This window comes from Streptomyces sp. NPDC007929 (assembly GCF_042959065.1).
Lineage (GTDB): Bacteria > Actinomycetota > Actinomycetes > Streptomycetales > Streptomycetaceae > Streptomyces.
On sequence record NZ_JBIBKD010000005.1, the window covers coordinates 294,927 to 313,009 of the forward strand.

18 protein-coding genes, 1 tRNA gene and 1 pseudogene are annotated in these 18,083 nt (G+C 69.1%); 12 read left to right on the top strand and 8 right to left on the bottom strand.

All coding sequences use genetic code 11. From position 1 onward, the window contains the following. Positions 1–9: 9 nt before the first annotated feature. The 5 genes from ACFZDE_RS18830 to ACFZDE_RS18850 all read right to left on the bottom strand — a co-directional run bounded on the left by ACFZDE_RS18830 (position 10) and on the right by ACFZDE_RS18850 (position 6,021). Entirely contained in the window at positions 10–1,488 is a 1,479-nt protein-coding gene (locus ACFZDE_RS18830; protein ID WP_391200836.1) for a penicillin-binding transpeptidase domain-containing protein, read from the bottom strand. Beyond that, on the bottom strand, positions 1,485–2,933 hold the full coding sequence (locus ACFZDE_RS18835; RefSeq protein WP_390998573.1) for an FtsW/RodA/SpoVE family cell cycle protein: 1,449 nt from the start codon (positions 2,931–2,933) through the stop codon (positions 1,485–1,487). The genes ACFZDE_RS18830 and ACFZDE_RS18835 overlap by 4 nt, the downstream gene beginning before the upstream one ends. Before the next feature lie 22 nt (positions 2,934–2,955). After that, positions 2,956–4,506, bottom strand: coding sequence for a Stp1/IreP family PP2C-type Ser/Thr phosphatase (locus ACFZDE_RS18840; RefSeq protein WP_390998575.1), 1,551 nt, complete (start codon positions 4,504–4,506; stop codon positions 2,956–2,958). A gap of 140 nt (positions 4,507–4,646) precedes the next feature. Continuing rightward, positions 4,647–5,159, bottom strand: a complete 513-nt coding sequence (locus ACFZDE_RS18845; protein WP_033309926.1) for an FHA domain-containing protein — start codon at positions 5,157–5,159, stop codon at positions 4,647–4,649. A 10-nt stretch (positions 5,160–5,169) separates the two neighbouring features. Beyond that, complete coding sequence (locus ACFZDE_RS18850) at positions 5,170–6,021, bottom strand: FhaA domain-containing protein (RefSeq protein WP_390998579.1); 852 nt, start codon at positions 6,019–6,021, stop codon at positions 5,170–5,172. 481 nt (positions 6,022–6,502) lie between these two features. Here ACFZDE_RS18850 and ACFZDE_RS18855 point away from each other — a divergent pair. Next, positions 6,503–6,589: transfer RNA gene (locus tag ACFZDE_RS18855), tRNA-Leu, on the top strand. 194 nt (positions 6,590–6,783) lie between these two features. Here the strand turns inward: ACFZDE_RS18855 and ACFZDE_RS18860 are convergent. Beyond that, entirely contained in the window at positions 6,784–7,269 is a 486-nt protein-coding gene (locus ACFZDE_RS18860; RefSeq protein WP_391201419.1) for a hypothetical protein, read from the bottom strand. 6 nt (positions 7,270–7,275) lie between these two features. On the opposite strand from ACFZDE_RS18860, the gene ACFZDE_RS18865 reads away from it, so the two are divergent. After that, positions 7,276–7,404 (top strand): hypothetical protein, encoded by a 129-nt coding sequence (locus tag ACFZDE_RS18865; RefSeq protein ID WP_391201422.1) that lies wholly within the window; start codon positions 7,276–7,278, stop codon positions 7,402–7,404. Positions 7,405–7,979: 575 nt separating this feature from the next. Beyond that, positions 7,980–8,624 carry a hypothetical protein gene (locus tag ACFZDE_RS18870; protein WP_391201425.1) on the top strand — a complete coding sequence of 215 codons (645 nt, stop codon included), beginning with the start codon at positions 7,980–7,982 and terminating at the stop codon, positions 8,622–8,624. A gap of 269 nt (positions 8,625–8,893) precedes the next feature. On the opposite strand, the pseudogene ACFZDE_RS18875 reads toward ACFZDE_RS18870, so the two are convergent. After that, positions 8,894–10,051: pseudogene (locus ACFZDE_RS18875) on the bottom strand (FAD-dependent monooxygenase). A gap of 88 nt (positions 10,052–10,139) precedes the next feature. Between ACFZDE_RS18875 and ACFZDE_RS18880 the strand changes: the two are divergent. From ACFZDE_RS18880 to ACFZDE_RS18890, 3 genes are all read left to right on the top strand, one after another. Then, on the top strand, positions 10,140–10,697 hold the full coding sequence (locus ACFZDE_RS18880) for a TetR family transcriptional regulator (RefSeq protein WP_391200839.1): 558 nt from the start codon (positions 10,140–10,142) through the stop codon (positions 10,695–10,697). Positions 10,698–10,758: 61 nt separating this feature from the next. Beyond that, positions 10,759–11,157, top strand: coding sequence for a type II toxin-antitoxin system RelE/ParE family toxin (locus ACFZDE_RS18885; protein WP_391200841.1), 399 nt, complete (start codon positions 10,759–10,761; stop codon positions 11,155–11,157). Continuing rightward, on the top strand, positions 11,154–11,459 hold the full coding sequence (locus tag ACFZDE_RS18890; RefSeq protein WP_391200843.1) for a helix-turn-helix domain-containing protein: 306 nt from the start codon (positions 11,154–11,156) through the stop codon (positions 11,457–11,459). The genes ACFZDE_RS18885 and ACFZDE_RS18890 overlap by 4 nt, the downstream gene beginning before the upstream one ends. A gap of 512 nt (positions 11,460–11,971) precedes the next feature. On the opposite strand, the gene ACFZDE_RS18895 is transcribed toward ACFZDE_RS18890, so the two are convergent. Then, on the bottom strand, positions 11,972–12,943 hold the full coding sequence (locus ACFZDE_RS18895; RefSeq protein ID WP_391200845.1) for a LuxR C-terminal-related transcriptional regulator: 972 nt from the start codon (positions 12,941–12,943) through the stop codon (positions 11,972–11,974). Between the two features lie 386 nt (positions 12,944–13,329). Between ACFZDE_RS18895 and ACFZDE_RS18900 the strand changes: the two genes are divergently transcribed. The 6 genes from ACFZDE_RS18900 to ACFZDE_RS18925 all read left to right on the top strand — a co-directional run bounded on the left by ACFZDE_RS18900 (position 13,330) and on the right by ACFZDE_RS18925 (position 18,081). Continuing rightward, a complete protein-coding gene (locus tag ACFZDE_RS18900) occupies positions 13,330–13,500 on the top strand; it encodes a hypothetical protein (RefSeq protein ID WP_391200848.1) in 171 nt (56 codons plus the stop codon). Between the two features lie 7 nt (positions 13,501–13,507). After that, positions 13,508–13,807, top strand: a complete 300-nt coding sequence (locus ACFZDE_RS18905) for a hypothetical protein (RefSeq protein ID WP_391200851.1) — start codon at positions 13,508–13,510, stop codon at positions 13,805–13,807. 221 nt (positions 13,808–14,028) lie between these two features. Further along, positions 14,029–14,268: an MbtH family NRPS accessory protein gene (locus ACFZDE_RS18910; RefSeq protein ID WP_390998590.1), complete on the top strand. Its 240-nt coding sequence runs from the start codon at positions 14,029–14,031 to the stop codon at positions 14,266–14,268. 8 nt (positions 14,269–14,276) lie between these two features. Beyond that, entirely contained in the window at positions 14,277–15,728 is a 1,452-nt protein-coding gene (locus ACFZDE_RS18915; protein ID WP_390998592.1) for a condensation domain-containing protein, read from the top strand. Then, positions 15,719–17,029, top strand: coding sequence for an MFS transporter (locus tag ACFZDE_RS18920; protein ID WP_391200853.1), 1,311 nt, complete (start codon positions 15,719–15,721; stop codon positions 17,027–17,029). The genes ACFZDE_RS18915 and ACFZDE_RS18920 overlap by 10 nt, the downstream gene beginning before the upstream one ends. An 8-nt stretch (positions 17,030–17,037) precedes the next feature. After that, complete coding sequence (locus ACFZDE_RS18925) at positions 17,038–18,081, top strand: TauD/TfdA family dioxygenase (protein WP_390998597.1); 1,044 nt, start codon at positions 17,038–17,040, stop codon at positions 18,079–18,081. The last annotated feature ends 2 nt before the right edge of the window (positions 18,082–18,083 follow it).

The following is an 18,083-nucleotide window of genomic DNA, read 5'->3' on the forward strand; positions in this document are numbered from 1 at the left end:
TGAGCGGGGTCACTTCTTGCTGTCGATGACCGCCTCCATCACGTTCCTCGCGATCGGGGCCGCGAGGCCGCCGCCGGAGATGTCGTCACGGACGGCGTTGTCGTCCTCGACGACGACCGCCACGGCGACCGGTGAGCTGCCGTCCTCGCCCTTGGCGTAGGAGATGAACCACGCGTAGGGGTTCTCGCTGTTGTCGACGCCGTGCTGGGCGGTACCGGTCTTGCCGCCGACGGTGACACCGGGGATCTTGGCGTTCGAGCCGGTGCCCTTGTCGACGACCGTCTCCATCATCGACTGGAGGATCTGGGCGTTCTCCGCCGACAGCGGCTGGCTCAGCTCCTCGGGGTCGGTCTTCTCGATCGGGTCGACGCCGGAGGACTGGAGTTCGTCCACCATGTACGGCTTCATCAGCTTGCCGTCGTTGGCGACGGCGGAGGCGACCATGGCCATCTGCAGCGGGGTCGCGGCGGTGTTGTACTGGCCGATGGAGGACAGCGCGGTCTGCGAGGGGTTCATGTCGTCGGAGAAGACCGAGGCGTTGGCGCGGACCGGTGTGAAGTGCTCCTCGTCGAAGCCGAACTTCTTGGCCATGTCCAGCATCTTGTCGTTGCCGAGGTCGGCGCCGATCTTGCCGAAGACGGTGTTGCAGGAGTACTGGAGGGCCACCCGCAGCGTCGCGTTCTTGCAGGGGATGTTGCCCTCGTTGGGCAGCTTGGTGTTGGTGCCCGTCATGGTCCACGGGTCCGGGGAGTCCGTCTTGGCGTCGGCGGACGTGTAGAGCTCGTCCTCCAGGGCCGCGGCGGCGGTGACCACCTTGAAGGTGGAGCCGGGCGGGTAGGTCTCGCGCAGCGCCCGGTTGAGCATCGGGTCGTCCGGGTTGTTCTTCTTCTGCAGCTTCGACCAGGCCCCGCCGTCCTTCGACGTGGAGTTGCCCGCGAAGGACGAGGGGTCGTACGACGGGTAGGAGGCGAGCGCCAGGATCTTGCCGGTCGACGGATCGAGGGCCGCGACGGCGCCCTTGCCGCCCTGCCTCTTCAGGCCGTTGTAGGCGGCCTTCTGCGCGGCGGCGTTCAGTGTCGTGACGACGTTGCCGCCCTGCTGCTTCTTGCCCGTGAGCATGTCGAGGGTGTTGCGGAAGAACAGCCGGTCGTCGTTGCCGGTGAGGATGCCGTCCTCGATGTTCTCGATCTGGCTGGCGCCGAAGGCCTGTGAGGCGTAGCCGGTGACCGGCGCCCACATGGGGCCGTCCTTGTAGGTGCGCTTGAACTTGAAGTCGCTGCCCGACGACTCGGCGGAGCCGGTGATCGGCTTGCCGTCGACGATGATGTCGCCGCGGGGCGAGGCGTAGCGCTCGATGGTGACGCGGCGGTTGTTCTTGTCGGTTCGCAGTTCGTCGGCCTGTACGTACTGGATCCAGTTGTCGCGGATCAGGAGGGCCAGCACGAGCAGGCCGCAGAAGATCGCGATCCGGCGCAGGGGCTTGTTCATGACGGGCGGACCACCTGGGTCATCTCGGCGTCGGGGTTGGCGGCGGGTGCGGGGGCGGGGCGGCGGGCCGTGTCGCTGATTCTCAGCAGGATGCCGATCAGTGCCCAGTTGGCGATCACGGAGGATCCGCCGTAGGCCACGAACGGCAGCGTCATACCGGTCAGCGGGATGAGGCCCATCACGCCGCCGGCGACGACGAAGACCTGGAGGCCGAAGGCGCCGGACAGGCCGATGGCGAGCAGCTTGCCGAACGGGTCGCGGGCCGCGAGGGCGGTGCGTACGCCGCGTTCGATGATCAGGCCGTAGAGCAGCATGATCGCCATGACGCCGGCGAGGCCCAGTTCCTCGCCGAAGGTGGCGAGGATGAAGTCGGAGTTGGCGGCGAAGCCGATGAGGTCGGAGTTGCCCTGGCCGAGGCCGGTGCCGAGGGTGCCGCCGGAGCCGAAGGCCCACAGGGCCTGCATGGCCTGCTCGGAGTGGACGACGCCGTCCTGGACGCCGGCGCGGGAGAGCGCGAATTCGCGTGCCGGGTCCAGCCAGGCCTGTACACGGGTCTGGATGTGCGGCTCGAAGCTTGCCACTCCGACGGCGCCGACCGCGGACATCAGCAGACCGAAGACGATCCAGCTGGTCCGCTCGGTGGCGACGTACAGCATGATGACGAACATCCCGAAGAACAGCAGGGACGTACCGAGGTCGGTCTCGAAGACCAGGATGAGGATCGAGATCACCCAGACCACGAGGATGGGTCCGAGGTCGCGGCCGCGCGGCAGGTACAGGCCCATGAAGCGGCGGCTGGCCAGGGCCAGGGCGTCTCTCTTGACCATGAGGTAGCCGGCGAAGAACACCGCGAGGGCGATCTTCGCGAACTCACCGGGCTGGAGCGTGCCGAGGCCGGGGATCTTGATCCAGATCTTGGCGCCGTAGATGTTCGCGCCGAGTCCGGGCACGAGCGGCAGGATCAGCAGGAACAGCGCGCCGGCCATGGAGATGTAGGTGTAGCGCTGCAGGACGCGGTGGTCCTTGAGGAAGACGAGTACGACGGCCAGCAGGGCGACGCCCATCGCCGAGTAGAGCAGCTGCCGTGGTGCGGCGTCGGCGTAGTTGCTGAGCCGCTTGGACTGGTCCAGTCGCCAGATGACCACGAGTCCGAGGCCGTTCAGCAGGGTGGCCAGCGGCAGCATCAGGGGGTCGGCGTACGGTGCGAACTTCCGGACGACGAGGTGGCCGACGCCTGCGAGCAGGCCGAGTCCGAGCCCGTAGCTCAGCAGGCCCGGTGGCACCGAGTCGTGCAGGGCCAGGCCGACGTTGGCGTAGGCGAACACCGGGATGACGACGGCGAACACCAGCAGCGCGAGCTCGGTGTTGCGCCGGCTCGGCGCGCCGATGGCGCCGATCGTGGACGTGTGGTTCGTCGGCGAGTGCGACGTATTCGTACCGCTCATCGTGTGACAGGGCCTCTCACGGCTACTGCTTACCGCACAGCGAGACGACCTTCTGCTCTTCCTCCGAGAGGCTGGGGCCGGGGCTGGAATTGGGTGCGGTCGTGGTCGGGGGCGTGGACTTCTCCGGGGCCGACGGTGAACCCGACGGGCTGGACGGGTTCGGCGACGGTGTGGCCTTGGACGTGAAGGAGGCGGGAGTGGTTCCCGTGGTGCCCCCGGCCTCGCCTTCGCCGGTCTTGGAGTTGTTCTTGCTCTCGGCTTCGCGCCGCTGCGCTTCCTTCTTGCACGCGGAGGCCTGCACCGACAGTTCCTGGATCTTCGCCTGGGCGTCCTTCAGGCCGCCCTCGGGGATGGTCGCCTCGACGAGCTTTTGCTGGTAGGGCGGCAGGTACTTGAGTTCGATCTCGGGGTGGTCCTTCTCGACCTTCGAGAGCGAGACCCAGGCCAGGTCCTGGCTGATGCCCCGGTACAGCGCGACGTGCTGGTCCTCGGCGCCGACGTAGTACTGCGTCTGTGTCCAGCGGTATCCGCCGTAGAGGCCGCCGCCGATGACGGCCAGTGCGAGGGCGCTGTAGAGGGTTCTCTTCAGCCACCGGCCCTTGCGGCGGGGCTTGGTGAAGTCGTCGTCGCCGTAGTCGAAGCCGGTCGCGGGGATGTAGCCGGTGGTGTCGCCGGATCCGGGCGGGCCGAACTCGCCGCCGCCCCGGCCGTGGCCCTGGCGGCCGAGCCCGGAGGCGCGGCCGGCGGGGGTCTGCATGATGCCGTTGTCGTGTGGCTGGTGCTGGTTCTCGGCGACGGCGCCGACCACGACGGGGGTGTCGGACAGCTGTCCCGCGAGGGTGTCGCCGGTGTCGAGGTCGAGGACGTCGGCGATGATGACGGTGATGTTGTCCGGGCCGCCGCCGCGCAGGGCCAGCTCGATGAGGTTCTGGACGGTCTCCTGGGGGCCCTGGTAGCTGGCGAGGGTGTCCTCCAGGGTCTGGTGGGACACCACCCCGGACAGGCCGTCGGAGCAGATCAGGTAGCGGTCGCCGGCGCGGACCTCGCGGATGGACAGGTCGGGTTCGACGTGGTCGCCGGAGCCGAGGGCGCGCATCAGCAGTGAGCGCTGCGGGTGTGTGGTCGCCTCTTCCTCGGTAATCCGGCCCTCGTCGACCAGGCGCTGCACCCAGGTGTGGTCCTGGGTGATCTGTGTGAGGACGCCGTCGCGCAGCAGGTAGGCGCGTGAGTCGCCGACGTGGACGAGTCCGAGGCGCTGGCCGGTCCACAGCAGGGCGGTCAGGGTGGTGCCCATGCCCTCCAGCTGGGGGTCGTCCTCGACCATGGAGCGCAGCTGGTCGTTGGCGCGCTGTACGGCGGTGCCGAGGGAGGTGAGGACGTCGGAGCCGGGGACGTCGTCGTCGAGGGCGACGATGGTGGAGATGGCCTCGGAGGAGGCGACCTCACCGGCCGCGGCGCCGCCCATGCCGTCGGCGATGGCGAGCAGGCGGGGGCCGGCGTAACCGGAGTCCTCGTTGCCCTCCCGGATCATGCCCTTGTGCGATCCGGCCGCGAAGCGCAGTGACAGACTCATGCGCACCTCGCCTGTCGGCTCCGGGTACAGCCGGTCGTGTCGAGCCACACTGCCCACCCTCCGGTCGGGAGCGCGCGGGGGGCCGGGGTGGGGCCCGCCGCTGCGTGCTCGCTCCGCTCGCGCCTATCCATGATGTAGCACTACTTCCGCAGCTCGATGACGGTCTTGCCGATGCGGATCGGCGCGCCCAGCGCAATCGGTGTGGGAGTCGTCAGCCGGGACCGGTCCAGGTATGTGCCGTTGGTGGAGCCGAGGTCCTCGACGATCCACTGGCCGTCGCGGTCCGGGTAGATCCTGGCATGGCGGCTGGAGGCGTAGTCGTCGTCCAGCACGATCGTCGAGTCGTGCGCCCGGCCCAGGGTGATGGTCTGGCCCTGGAGCGCGACGGTGGTGCCGGTGAGGGTGCCCTCGGTGACGACCAGCTTGGTGGGGGCGTTGCGGCCGCGTCGGCCTCCGGCGGGCTGCTGGCGCTGTTGGGGCGGCGCCTGGCGGGCGGCGGCCTGCTGCTGCCTGCCTGCCTCGCGGCGCGATCCGCGCTGTGTGACACGCGTCCCGAACAGGTCGCTGCGGATGACCTGCACGGCCACGATCACGAACAGCCACAGTACGGCCAGGAAACCCAGCCGCATGACCGTGAGGGTCAGCTCTGACATTGCCCCCGCTTCACCCTTCGGCTTGCCGGTAAATGATGGTGGTGCTGCCCACGACGATCCGCGAGCCGTCGCGGAGCGTAGCGCGGGTGGTGTGCTGCCCGTCCACCACGATGCCGTTGGTGGATCCGAGATCCTGGATCGTCGAGGGCGTTCCGGTCCGGATCTCGCAGTGCCGGCGGGAGACGCCGGGGTCGTCGATCCGCACGTCGGCGTCGGTGCTGCGGCCCATCACCAGGGTCGCGCGGGAGATCTGGTGGCGGGTGCCGTTGATCTCGATCCAGTGGCGGGTGCGTCCGCCGGTGGCCGGGGGCCGCTGGCCGCTCGCGGCGGGCGGGTAGCCGTAGCCGCCGGGGCGGCCGCCGGGCGGCGGCGCGGCGGGCATGGGCGGGGCGCCGGCGGGTGCCGCGGCGGGCGGGTAGCCGTAGCCGCCGGGGCGTGAGCCCTGCGGGGCGGCGGGTGCCGCGCCGCCGGGGCCCTGCTGGCTGCTGGAGGAGGCGAGTGTGCGGCTGCGCACCCGGTAGAGGCCGGTGTCGAGGTCGTCGGCCTTCTCCAGGTGCACCTTGATCGGGCCCATGAAGGTGTAGCGCTGCTGCTTGGCGTAGTCGCGCACCATGCCGGCGAGCTCGTCGCCGAGCTGGCCGGAGTAGGGGCTGAGCCGCTCGAAGTCGGGGGTGCTCAGTTCGACGATGAAGTCGTTGGGCACGACCGTGCGGTCGCGGTTCCAGATGGTGGCGTTGTTGTCGCACTCGCGCTGGAGCGCTCCCGCGATCTCCACGGGCTGGACCTCGGACTTGAACACCTTGGCGAAGGTGCCGTTGACCAGACCTTCGAGACGTTGCTCGAACTTCTTCAGGACTCCCATGGGGCACCTCCTCCTTGGCTGCCGTCCTGTGTACTGCCCTGTGGGCCGCTTGCCGGGTACTGCTGGTACTGCTTACTGATCGTATCCACGCGCGGCTCGATCGGCTGGTTCCCCCTGTCAGCCCCGCCGACGGGTGTCGACGCATGACGAAGTTCCCTGTGGAGCTCTTCTTCGAACTCCTCCGGTGGTACTGCTGCGCGTGACCGTCTCCGGTATGCCTGCATGGATCGTAGAGGCGGCTGAAGACCAGTGTCCCGCACCTGACTGTGGACCCCGACCCCCTCCTGCGGAGACGGCGGGTACCGGTACGAGGTTGATACGTGAACCGGTACGGGTTGATACGTGGCAGGGGCATCGAACGTTCGGTGGGGGGTCTGCCTGCGGGGATAAGGGATGTGAACCCACCCCTTCCAGCGTGCTAATGTTCTGGGTGTCGGAAGGCGCCACGCCCCAAGGGGCAGGCACCCAGGACACACCCAATGCGCGGGTGGCGGAATAGGCAGACGCGCTGGATTCAGGTTCCAGTGCCCGCAAGGGCGTGGGGGTTCAACTCCCCCCTCGCGCACCATGGAGCACCGACGCTAGGTGCTTCTGAGCAGCGACGAAACGGTCGTCATCGTGGTCACGGTGGCGGCCGTTTTGCATTGTTGTCGTGGTTCGTAGGGGATCCAGCGGTGCGGGCGCGCGTCTGGTTGGCCCGGGCTGTGGGGGCGCCGGGGTTGTTGGCGGTGTGATTTTCCTGTCGGTGTGAGGTCTCTCTCACTAGGTGGTGAGGTGGCCTGTGGGGGTCCAGCTGCCGAGAGATTTGGTCGGTCGGCGGCGGGTCGGCCGTCGGTGCGGTGGCTGTCCGTCGGGCGGGATGGTGACGAGCCAGCGGTCGATCTTGCGGCGGTTGGCGGGCGCGAGCTGGAAGGCCAGCAGGACCGTCTGGGCGGCGATGCCGCGGATGCGGCGGGTGCCGGGCTGTTCGATGGCTTCGTGGAGGGGGTCTTTGGCGAAGCCGTTGAAGCCTTCGACGCTGTTGCGGAGCCGGAAGTAGACACGCTGCCAGTCCGCGCTGCCGTAGGGAAGGACCTGGTGGTGCTGGGCTCCGACCTCCGGTGGGATGGTGATCGACTGCTGGGCGCAGATCTTGGCCGGTCCGGCGGGAGACGGCTCGGGGTCGGCCAGGGGCAGGCGTGGGTCGCGGCCGAGGCTGGAGGTATTGATCGGGCACTGGACGCGTCCGGCGGCGGCCGGGCAGAACATCCGCTGGTGACCTTCGAGGTCGGGATGTTGCTTGGGGACGAGCTGGAACGGGATCCGGGCGGCGATCCGGCGGATCCAGGTCTCCTGGTCGATGGCTTCGCTGTGGAGGTCTCTGGTCGCGGTGACCAGAGCTGAAGGGAGCGCGGGGCAGTACCAGGTGCCTTCGATGAGCTGGGCTCCGGCGGTGCCGGCCTGGATGCCGAGCTGGTCCTGGCGGTAGTCGAAGACGAGCCGGTAGCCCAGGGCGCGAGCGGGGAGCTGAAAGTCGTCGGGGGCGCTGTTGTTGTAGGCGCGGTCACCGGCGAGGAAACCGGCGGGGTGCCCGCGTCGGCGGACGTCGGCCAGGACTCGGACGGCGTTGGGCCCGGGGGCGTGGCCGGGCTTTTCCAGGTGAAGCCGGTGACCACGGCGGGCGGGACGCGGGGGTCGGCGGCGCCGTCGGGGCGGGGTGTCCCGTCGTGGTGGGGGTTGCGTGCGATGGCGAGGGTGGCGTCGTAGCCGAACATCGCCTTGGCGGTGGTGCGTTGCCGCTTGCCGTTCTTCTTCGTGTTCTTGGTGGTCTGGGCCGGGAGGGTGTCGGGGTCGCGGTGGTCGCCGTCGCGGACGTACCAGCCGGCGTCGGGATCGGTGGCCAGGTCCGGGCCGGTGGTGCGCAGGCCGCGGGAGTAGGTGCGCACGGGGGTGGCGTCGAGGGCGGTGGAGCCGTCCCAGTGCGCGTCGAGGTGCGGCCGGATCCGGGTGAGGGAGGCGTCGACGACGGCGTTGCCGGTGCGCAGCAGGAGCGCTGCGTGGTGCTGTATCGCAGCGGGGTCGGCGGCGGCCTGGAGGCGGCGAGCGGTGGCCTTGTCGAGGCGATGGTTCTTGGGCAGCGGCGAGGGGTCCATGGTGTCGGTGAGCCGGTGGAACAGGCGCCGGACGACGGCGTATCCGGCCTCGAAACCGCGGGCGTCATCAGGGCGTTCGGGAATTCCGAAGTGTTCGCGCATGCCGGGGCTGATGGCCCAATGGTTGTCTATATCCAGCAGTTCCGCGATCTCCGCCGCTTTCCAGTGCCGTTCGGGCTGCTGCCCCGGCAACTGGATCACCTGGGTCTTGCGGGTCAGCCCGCTGCCCTCGCCCCCCTCCGGCTGGTGATCATCGTCCTCGGCCTGGTCGGCGGATCTTCCTTTGGGACGAGGCGCGTTGTGCTGCCTGAGGTAATCGACATCCGCCTTGACCTCGACGAGACGCCGGGCCGTCTTGAGCCGCTCGCGCATGAGACGTACCTGTCCCTGCAAGTCCGTAAGGCCCTCCTCCAGCTTGACCACGAGCTTTTCCGGCTCGGCCGCCATCTCGTCCCAATCGGGAAAGTCTAATGTCATGGCGGAACCGTAGCCCAGCGAAATCTTGATCGTGCAGATCCCTATAACGAAACAGAAGGAATCAAGGAAATCGCAGGGGTAAGGGTGGAAAGGTAAGGGGCGGATCCTGTCGATTCGGACTTGCCTTTCCGGTTGCCCTGCTGGCGCGACGGCAGCGGAAAGCAGCCCAGAAAGAGGTAAGTCGGGATGCTCGCGGTGGAAAGGTAACCGACCAAGGTAACCTTTCCTTTAGTCAATCGCTCCCATTGCGATCCGAGGTGGCGTCAGTCCAGGCTTGGCGGAGTCCAGTCGGCGTGCCGCAGGATGGCCCGGACGGTAACGCCGGAAGGGGCCAGCCGGAGTCCCGTATTGCGCAGGGCCACGGCAAGAGGGTGTGAAAGTTGCTGGCCCATCCGGCCGGCCTGGCGCGCGGCCCGGGCCACTGACTGGGTGCGCGGGCGGCGCTCGGCGTCGTAGCGGGCCAGTGCCGATTCGACCGTGGGCTCGGTGGCGAGCGCGGCGGCCAGGGCGGCCGCGTCCTCCAATGCCTGGCAGGCGCTCTGGCCGAGGTTCGGGGTCATGGCGTGTGCCGCGTCACCGAGCAGCACGACCCGGCCATCGGTGAAGGCGGGCAAGGGCGTTGCCAGTTCGTGGATGTCGTGGTGCAGGACCGCGTCCGGCCGGGTCGCGTCCAGCAGCGCGGGGATCGGGTCGTGCCAGCCGCCGAACCGGCGGCGCATCGCGGCAAGGGTGTCCGCATGCCGTGTGCCGGGCGGCGAGTTGAGCACCGCGTGCCATTCGGCCCGGCCATCGGTGAAGGCGATGTGGCCGAACTCGGCACCCTTGCCCCAGGTCAGTTCGAAGTCGGTGCGCAACGGCACCGGATGCTCGGTGATGGCACGAAGCACTGTCGATCCGCTGTAGATGGGGCCGGGGTGACCGGGGAACAACTGGCCGCGCAGCTGGCTGTCCACTCCGTCGGCCGCCACGACCAGGTCCGCGTCCAGGACGCCCTCCTTGACCGGCACTCGCACCCGGCCGGGCTCCGAGCAGTCGACGGACATCACCTCGGCCCCGATGACCAGGCACTCGGCAGGCAGTGCCTCGCGCAGCAGGCGGTGCACCTCGGCCCGGGGGATGCCGACGATCGGCGTGCCCAGTTCGCGCTCCAGTACGGCTCCGTCCATCCGGGCCAGCCATCCGCCGCCGGGCGTGCGGGTGCCCTCGGTGTACTGGGGCCGCGCGGCAGCGCGTACTGCTTCACCGACGCCAAGGACGTCCAGCGCGCGGATGCCGTTGGCATGCAGGGAAATGCCCGCGCCCACGTCAGCCAGGACCCGAGCCCGTTCGACGACCGTCACCTCTCAGCCGATCCGGCGCAGGCCGATCGCCGCGGCCAGCCCGCCGATGCCTCCCCCGACCACCACCGCACTGCCGCCCATGCCAGCCCCTATCCTGCCGCCCTGTCGAATCGCTTCTACAGATGTAGAAGGAGGGTAGCGCCGGCTTCTACAGGTGTAGAAATGGGGGGTGCCCGACGAACGACGTACCGTCCTTGCCGACACGGCCATCGCAGTGCTCGCCGAGACCGGGATGCGAGGACTGACCCACCGCGCGGTGGACCGGGCGGCGGGCCTGCCGCCCGGCACCACCTCCGCCTACTTCCGCACCCGTCAGGCACTTCTCACCGCACTGGTCCGGCGCCTGGTCGCCCTCGATCAGGCGGAACTCCAGGAAATCGGGAGCCGGACACCGGTACCGCAGAGCGCCGAGGAACTGGTAGCCGGGATCGCCGCCTTCCTCGAACAGCGACTTACGGGAGAGGGACGACGACGCTCTCTCGCGCGCTACGCGTGTGCCATCGAGAGCGTGCATCACCCCGAACTGCGGGAGATCCTCGTGCCGCGGCACAACGCAGGGCGGCAAGTCGTAAGCGACTTTCTGACCGCGCATGGCGTCGCGGGCGTCGAGGATCGCACCGTCACGTTGCTGACCTGCATCGACGGACTGGTTTTCGATCGTCTGGTGGGCGGCGGAACCGTCTCGGACCAGGAGATCCGTGGTCTGGTGGCGGCGGCGCTGCGATAGGCCACAGTCGTCGACGATGCTGCACCTTGCCCCAAATATTAGTTAGTGCTAATTTTTCGTGGTGGCCGAACCTTATGAGCTGCGGTTCTTTGAAGATGTGCTGGACTGGATCAAGACGCTTGCCAAGGAGGACCCGGACAGCCACCTTCATGTGATAGCTGCTCTGGAACGGCTCCAGGAGGTGGGTCCGGCGCTCCGCCGTCCGACGGTCGGTGCGATCGAGAAAAGCTGCTACCGGAACATGCGGGAACTGCGTCCGCGCAGCGGCGGGACAGTGAGCATCCGGATGCTGTTCGTCTTCGACCCCGAACGGCGTGCCATCTTTCTGGTGGCGGGCAACAAGGCGGCCGGGCGGCAGTGGGCAGCCTGGTATCCCAGAGCGATCAAGGAAGCGGACGACAAGTACACCGCTTACCTTGAAGCGCTGGAGCAGGAGAAGAAGGAGGGACAGGGCAGATGAAACTCGGCACCATGGCCGACCTGACGGCCGACATCACCCCCGAGAAGCGTGAGCGTATCGACGCCATCAAGGCGGAGCTGGTCGACGCCGAGCGGGGACATGAACTGGCCGCTCTCCGAAAGGCCCAGGGCTTCACGCAGGTTCAGGTCGCCAAGGCCATGGGGGTCACCCAGGGGCGGGTCAGCCAGATCGAGCGGGGTCTCGCCCGCCTGGACACCTCGACCATGGCCGCATACCTGCACGCGATCGGCGGCGAGCTGACCATAACGGCCACGGTAGGAAACCTCTCCGTGAAGCTGTAGGAGGCGGAACCACCGGCTGAATGGGGTGACCGGCGAACGCCTCTCCGTGGTGGGAAACGATCTACGTGAGCGTGGGAAGCGATCAGTACCGACGGGGGGATTCGCCCTGGCTACGGACTTCCGTCGGTGCCCCACCATGGAGCACCGACGAAAGTGCTCTGGCTGCACCGACGGAATGGGCGGCATCGCGATGGCGATGCCGCCCATTCCTGTTTTGCTTGATCGGCTCTCGGGGTGCGCGCTCTGTGAGGAAGGTCTCAGCGCTGGGTGATGTGGCCCGAGGGGGCCCGGGCGCTCAGGGGCCGGGTCCTGCGGCGCCGGGTGGAGGCCGTCGGCGGCGTCGTCGGGTGGGCCGTCGGCAGTGCGGTCGGGTGGGCCGTCGGCGGCGGCGTCGGGGCTGTGCGCGTGCATGTCAACGCTGGGCTTGTTCCGGCCGGTGATGGTCATGAGGGCGACGACCAGGTCGGCGGGCGCCTCGGTGCGCGAGGCCTCCGGGGGCGTCGCAGGTGTCGTCATAGCCAGCCACGTTGTGCGGCTTTGATGCCTGCTTCGAAGCGGCTGGAGGCGCTGAGGCGTTCCATGATCGAGGCGACCTGTCGCCGGATCGTGCGATCGGTGAGGCCGAGGCGCTGTCCGGCCGCTTCGTCGGTGAGGCCGGTGCCGAGCAGGCGCAGGAGTTCGCGTTCATGGTTGGTGAGGCCGGCCCGAGGGTCGTCGGGGCACGTGGACCCGAGGGGTACGGCTGTGTTCCAGGCCTGCTCGAAGAGTTCGAGCAGGGCGGTGACGATGCCGGGCTCGGTGACGTGCAGTGCGCCTTTGCGGTTGTCGGCGGGGTCGGTCGGCACCAGGGCGTGGACGCGGTCGACGATCACCATGCGCTGGGGGACGGTGGGGGCGGTGCGGACTTCTCCGCCGTGGCTGAGCAGCGTGTGCGCGTAGGTGGCTATGTGGGTGTGGCGGCGGGCGTGTTCCTGGTACAGAGCGCGCAGGGTGACGCCGCGGCCGAGGGCGGAGAGGTCATGGTCGCGTCCGGCGTCGAGGTCGTCGGGGCGCTGGATGCCGGGTTGGACGCCGATGATCTCGGTGTGGGCATTGCGGCACAGGCGTTCCAGCCGGTTGTGGATGGCGTCCATGCCCAGCAGGCGTTCGCCGTGGGTGGAGCGGTGCTGGGCGCGATCGGCGACCATGCGAGTGACCGCCGCGCGGGATGCGGCCAGTTGGGCCTGCCGCGCTGCGAGTTCGGCCTCCTGGCGGGCGACGATGTCGGCCAGGCCGATGTCGGGGTCGACGGCCCGCATCTGTCCGGGGTGCTCGCTGGACGCGCGAACCAGCATCAACTGGCCTAGTTCGTCGAGGCAGTTGTGGACTTGTGTGGGCGAGAGGCCGCATACGTCAGCGATTTGGTCGACACCGTGGTCAGGGTGGTCGAGCATCGCCTGGTAGACGTCCGCGGCGTCGTTGCTCACTCCGAGTGCTTGCAGCATGCCCCCGTGGTCCCCCTTCTGAACGCCGCCCCCCGGCCGCGCGTCGGGGCTCATGATTCCAACCCTCAGCACCCCCGTTCAAGATTATTTCAGCCACGCGTGTCGGAGTCGTACAGACGGTCGATCGGCAGTGGCGTGCAGGTAGGTCGGCGAGACGTGGCACCGAGAAGGGGGCGAATCTGGCCAAATGGGGCGGGGTCGCATGTCCTGATCCGGATAGGCCCTGTTCAGGACTCCCGGAAAGCCTTCCTACGGGTTTTGGCCGAGGGGAAGCTGTTCATCGCCGGAACGGGACAGCCCGAACGGCAGCCGGGCCAAGCGTCAACCGCGGGACGCGAGACCGGCTGGGGACACCTCGCCATGTCAGTACGAAAGGAACGGTCACCATGATCCGCACGTGTTTCGCCAAGGCCACCGCGGTCGCCGCTCTCATGCTCGGCGTCACCGTGCTCCTGGCTCCCGCCGCGGTCGCGGTCGTACCCGCCGCCCCGGCGGCGGTCGCCCTGGCTCCCGCTCCCCCGGTGGACAGCACGAACACCGGTACCTGGGGCGGCTGAGTGCCGCATGGACATCGTCTACACCAGCCTGAACCGTCGCGGCAGGGTCCCTGCCGACCCGACGAGCGAGGTGGCCGAGGTGCTGGGCGCCCTGTGGGCCCACACGACACGCGAGGACGGTTTGGAGCACGCCTCCGGGCGTGCTGAGCAAGACCGTGTCGATCTGCTGGTGTATCTGCTCACTCTCGATCCGGCCGCGCCCGGTTTCCGCAGCGCGACCTGCCGCATCAACGCCCTGCTTCACCGTTGCCATGCGGCTTCACCGCTGATGCGGCACCGCTATCTGCCGCCGGAGATGTCGGCGTAGTCGCGCCGGCGGCCTCGACCGACAACTGCCGCGACCGGATCGGGCAGGTCGGCCGCTGTTCGCGCGGAACAGTCCCAACGACGTGGAATCCGCGCCTTCCCATGCGCCTGCCCTCCGAGTGAGGCGGCCAGAACACACGACCGGTCGGGGCCTTGGGACGGCCTGACCACGGCCGGCCCGTCGGCCGGCCATCCGAAGAACATCAGGCGAAGCGAGGTGCGATGTCGAATCAGCCCGACAACCCCCAGGCCAGTTTTCATGTCGTCGTCAACGATGAGGGCCAGTACTCGATCTGGCCCGGGCCGGCGGACGTCCCGGCCGGATGGACGGTGTGCCACGGTGCGGCCGACCGCTCCTCCTGCCTCGAGTACATCACCACGCACTGGACCGACATGCGTCCGCTGAGTCTGGTGGCACACATGACCCAGGCTTCCGCCGACGGTCGGGGAGAGCCACGGTGACCTCGAGAGTGACGTCATCACGTCTGGAGGCGATGTCCCCGGCGAAGCGCGCGCTTCTGGCGAAGCGTCTTGCCGGCGGCGGGGGCCCCGGTGCCGCCGGTGTGCCGGTGGCCGGGGCGCAGCCCCGGCCGCTCTCCCCCGACCAGAAGCGCGGACCGCTCAGCTTCGCCGAAGAGCGCTTCTGGATCGCGTACGCCTTCGAGGGGCAGTCGTCCGCGTATCACGTGCCGGTCACCCTGCACCTGAGAGGGACCCTGTCCGTGCCCGCCCTCACACAGGCCCTGCGGACACTGACCGTCCGGCACAGCATCCTGCGTACGCGCTACCCGGTCGGGCCCGAAGGCGAACCGGTCGCGGTCGTCAGCGACCCCGGGCCTGTCGACCTGCCGTGCCGGGACGTGACGGGGGACGTGTGGGAGCTGATCGACCGCGCCGCTGCCGTGCCGTTCGACCTGGAGGAGGACGCGCCGATCCGCACGGTGCTGTTCAGGGTCTCCGACGACGAGCACTATCTGCACCTCACGCTGCACCACATCGTCACGGACGCCTGGTCGACCAACATCCTGCTCCAGGAGCTGACGACCGCGTACACCCTGCATCTGCGCGGCGAGCGGCCCGGGCTTCCCGAGCTCACGGTCCAGTACCGCGACCACGCACGCCGGCAGCGCGCCCGGGCCGAGCCGTTCGCCGGGCAGCTGGCCTACTGGCAGGAGACCCTGGACGGCGCTCCGCGTGATCTGGGGCTGCCCACCGACCGGCCCAGGCCGGCGGAGCACCGGCCCCTGGTCCCGGGACGCTGTATCACCACCGTGATTCCGGCCGGTCCGGCCCTCCAGCTGACCCGGCGTACCGGGGCGACCCTGTTCATGGTGGCGCTCGCTGCCTACGCGGCGGTCCTGGGCCGCCGCGCGGGCCGTGAGGACGTGGTGGTCGGAACGCCGGTGGCGGGCCGGACCGACCCCGCGGCCGATCCGTTGATCGGCTGTTTCATCAACACGCTCGCGATGCGGACGGATCTGTCCGGCGACCCCACCGTCGCCGAGCTGCTCTCCCGGGTGCGAGAGCGCACGCTCCACGCCTACGAGAACCAGGACGTGCCGTTCCAGCAGGTCATGGAGTGCGTGGGCCGGCGTACCGACGGCCGCAAGGCGCTGTTCCAGGCTTGGCTGGCACTGCAGAACGTTCCCGACGCGCCGCTGGAGATGGGCGGCCTCGCGGTCGAGGAAGCGGCCGACGTCGTGGAGGCGACGAAATTCGACCTCACCTTCCATCTGCTCCCGGCCGGGGACCGGCTGGAACTTCGTGTCGAGTACGACACCTCGCTCTTCGAGGAGGAGTCGGTGCGCGGACTGGTCGCGGAGTTCAGCGCCTTCCTCACGGCCGCCGCGGCCGACCCGGACCGACGGCTGTCCGAGACCGCGACTCATCCATCCGATCTGGAGGTTCTCCAGTGGCGGTAACCGCCAAGCCGGGCTCGCTCTTCCGGCACCGAAGCTTCTTCCTGCTGTGGTCCAGTCAGTCCATCTCGTTCCTCGGCACGCAGATCACCTATGTCGCGCTCCCCCTGACCGCGGTGCTGGTTCTGGACGCGACGGCCATGGAGTCCGGGCTGGTGGGGGCGCTGGAGAAGCTGCCGTTCCTCCTGTTCGGCCTCTTCGTCGGCGTGTTCGTGGACCGCCGGGCCCGACGGCCGATCCTCATCTGGACCAACGCCATCCGGTTCGCCGCGCTGGCCTGGATCCCGTTCGCCTACATCCTGGACATGCTGACCATGGGACAGCTGTTCCTGGTGGTCTTCGTCGTCGGCACGATGACCGTCTTCTTCGAGATCGCCTATCCGTCCTATGTCCCCGGCCTGGTCGGCCGAGAGCGGCTCATGGAGGCGAACGGGAAGCTCCAGGTGTCGGAGTCGGTGGCGGAGGTCGCCGGCCCCGGCACCGCCGGAGTGCTGATCAGCACCCTGAGCGCACCCGTGGTGATCCTCCTGGACGCCGTGAGCTACGCCGTTTCCGCCCTGACCTTGCTGAAGCTGCCGCCGGACGAGGCCCCGCAGGCCCCGAAGGACGATCGCACAGCGCCCTCGGTGTGGGCGTCGGTGCGTGAGGGCTTCAGCGTCATCAGGCAGCACGCCCTGCTGTGCTGGTGCACGGTGGCAGCCGTCTTCACCAGCCTCTTCTTCAGCGCCGTGATGGCCGTGTACTTCCTCTTCCTCATCAAGGAAGCCAAGGTCGGAGCGGCCGAGATCGGCGTGATCACGGCCGTGGGCAGCGCCGGCGCCCTGTGCGGCGCGGTACTGGCCGACCGGTTGACCCTCCGGCTCGGCGTCGGCCCGACGCTGGTCATGTCCCTGGCGTTCCCGGCGTTGGGCTACCTGGTCCTCGCGAGCGTGCAGGGGAACTCCGTCGGGGCGGTGGCGACCGCGGCGGTCGCCAGCTTCGTCGCCCTCTTCGGCATCCCCGTCTTCGACGTGACCGTCATCAGCTTTCGGCAGGCGGTGACCCCGGACCACGTGCTCGGGCGGGTGAACGCCACGGTGCGCACCTTCGCCTGGGGCGCCCTCTCGGTGGGCTCGCTGCTCGGTGGCGCGCTCGGTACCGCGCTGGGCCTCAGGCAGGCCGTCCTGGTGTCGGCGATCGGCCTGTTCGTGCCCTCGCTGATCCTTCTTCTTTCCCCGGCTCGCCGGGTGCGCCGGCTGGACGAGGCCGCACAGGCCGCAGCCGAGCCGCAGTCCCCGCAGCCGTCTCTCCACCTCGACAAGTGAGGAACGTCATGACCGCAACGTCTCCCCTGAGCGTCCGGGGCATCCGTCGTCGGGTGGCCGTGTCCGGCACGCGGGAACTGGTGTCCGTCAGTCACAGCGAGCACTCCGTCATCTCCGTGATCGAGCCCACGGCGCCCTCCGTCGACCTCGCCCACTGGGTGCGCGCCAACCGCTCCCGTGTCGAGGGACTGCTGGGCGAGCGTGGCGCGGTGCTGTTCCGCGGCTTCTCCGTGTCCGACGCCGGGGACTTCCACGCCGTCGTCAAGTCGTGGTCCCCGGTGCTGCTCAACTACACCTACGGATCGACGCCGCGCAGCCGCGCCGACGTGGCCGGGGTGTACACGTCGACCGAATACCCTGCCGACCAGACGATCCCGCAGCACAACGAGATGGCCTACGCGCGGATCTGGCCGACCCATCTGTGGTTCTACTGCCACCAGGCCGCCGTCGCGGGCGGCGCGACCCCGCTCGCGGACAGCCGCCGGGTCGCCGCGCGCCTGGACCGCTCGCTGCTGGAGGAGTTCGCCCGGCGCGGGGTGCGTTACGTGCGCAACTACGGGACCGGCTTCGACCTGAGCTGGCAGCAGGCGTTCGAGACCGAGGACCGTACCGAGGCCGAGGCGCTGTGCCGGGCCCAGGGCATCGAGTTCACCTGGTACGGGGACGACGGGCTGCGCACCTCGCAGCTCTGCCAGGCCGTGATCGAGCACCCCGTGACCGGGGCGGAACTCTGGTTCAACCAGGCGCACCTCTTCCACACCTCCGCACTGCCCGCCGAGGTGAGCGCCGAACTGCTGGACGGTGATCCCGCGGACATCCCGCGGCAGGTCTATTTCGGGGACGGCGCGTCGATCGAGGACGCCGTGCTCGACGAGGTGCGCGCGGCCTTCGACGCCGAGACGGTGCGCGAGCCCTGGCAGGAGGGCGACGTCCTGCTGATCGACAACATGCTCGTCTCGCACGGCCGGGACCCCTACGAGGGCCCGCGCCGGGTCCTGGTGGCGATGACCGACGAGCACGACGGCTCTCAGAACGAACGTACGGGGGAATGAGA